The sequence below is a fragment of the Vibrio sp. 10N.222.48.A3 genome, assembly GCF_041475345.1.
GTDB lineage: Bacteria > Pseudomonadota > Gammaproteobacteria > Enterobacterales > Vibrionaceae > Vibrio > Vibrio tasmaniensis_A.
Map to the genome: position 1 here is coordinate 1 of NZ_JBFRVX010001104.1, position 1,625 is coordinate 1,625.

Genomic DNA, 1,625 nt, shown 5'->3' on the forward strand with positions numbered 1-1,625 from the left:
GGCAACTGAAGGGCCGCCAGGTACACACTCTGCCGCCGATTCTAGAGGGAATAGCTCCTCAAAGATTTCACGGTAAGCATAACCTTCTTTGGTTGTTGGTGTGTTGTAAGGGAAACGGAACTGAGCAGCTTCCATTTGTTGATCCGTTACTTTTTCTTCAGCCGTTGCTTTCAATGTATCAATCCAGTCGTAGCCAACACCATCAGAGAACTGTTCTTTTTGGCGCCATGCGATTGAATCTGGTAAGTAGTCTTCAAAACACTCACGTAGGATGTGTTTCTCCATTTTACCGTTACCGCACATTTTGTCTTCAGGGTTTAAACGCATAGCCACATCGATGAACTCTTTATCCAAGAATGGTACACGACCTTCGACTCCCCATGCTGCAAGTGATTTGTTTGCACGAGCACAGTCAAACATGCTTAGAGCAAGAAGTTTACGTACCGTCTCTTCGTGGAACTCTTTTGCGTTTGGCGCTTTATGGAAGTACAGGTAGCCACCAAAGATTTCATCAGCACCTTCACCAGAAAGTACCATCTTGATACCCATTGCTTTGATCTTACGAGCTAGCAAGTACATCGGCGTTGAAGCACGGATGGTCGTAACATCATAAGTTTCGATGTGGTAGATAACATCACGGATTGCATCTAAGCCTTCCTGAATGGTGTAAGTCATCTCATGGTGTACAGTACCGATTTTGTCCGCAACTTCACGTGCAGCAATCAGATCGGGAGCATTTTCTAGGCCAACAGCAAATGAGTGTAGTTGTGGCCACCAAGCTTCTGATTGCTCGTCATCTTCGATACGCATTGCTGCAAAACGTTTAGCGACTGCAGAAGTGATTGATGAATCAAGGCCACCAGATAGAAGTACACCGTAAGGAACGTCAGTCATTAGTTGACGCTTAACAGCAGCTTCTAGCGCTTCAGTTAGCTCTTCTTTGCTTGTGCTGTTACCTTGAACGGCTGCGTATTCGTTCCAATCGCGGATGTAGTAGCGTTGAGGTTCTGTATCTTTAGAAGAGTAGAAGCTACCAGGAGGGAACTCACTGATCGTCTTACAAACTGGAACCAGTGCTTTCATCTCTGAAGCAACGTAATAGTTGCCGTGCTCATCGTAGCCTTGGTAAAGCGGGATGATGCCAATATGGTCGCGGCCGACTAGGTATTCGTCTTTCTCTTCGTCATATAAAACGAAAGCGAAAATACCGTTAAGTTCTTCTAAAAGGTCGGCACCCATCTCTTGGTAAAGCGCAAGAATGACTTCACAATCAGAGTCAGTTTGGAACTGGTATTTATCTTCATAGCGAGCGCGAAGTTCTTTGTGGTTATAGATTTCGCCATTGACTGCAAGAATGTGTTTTTTGTCTTGGCTATATAGTGGTTGAGCACCACTATTTAGGCCGACGATAGCTAGACGCTCGTGAGCAAGGATAGCTTTTTCACCAGCATAGATACCAGACCAGTCTGGGCCACGGTGACGAAGCTTTTTAGACATTTCTAAAGCAATAGGGCGAAGTGCTGCGGCATCACTTTTAATGTCGAGAATGCCAAATACTGAACACATAGAACTTCCTTTTAAATAATTTCTAAATCAACTGTATTCAATTTGCCATTCTGGCTAAA

General features: G+C 44.6%; 1 protein-coding gene. It reads right to left on the reverse strand.

Translation table 11 applies throughout. The annotated features are described in order from the left end of the window. A partial coding sequence (asnB, locus tag AB4653_RS24005) for an asparagine synthase B (protein ID WP_372105499.1) occupies nt 1-1,566 on the reverse strand: 1,566 nt, incomplete at its 3' end. Between the last annotated feature and the right edge of the window lie 59 nt (nt 1,567-1,625).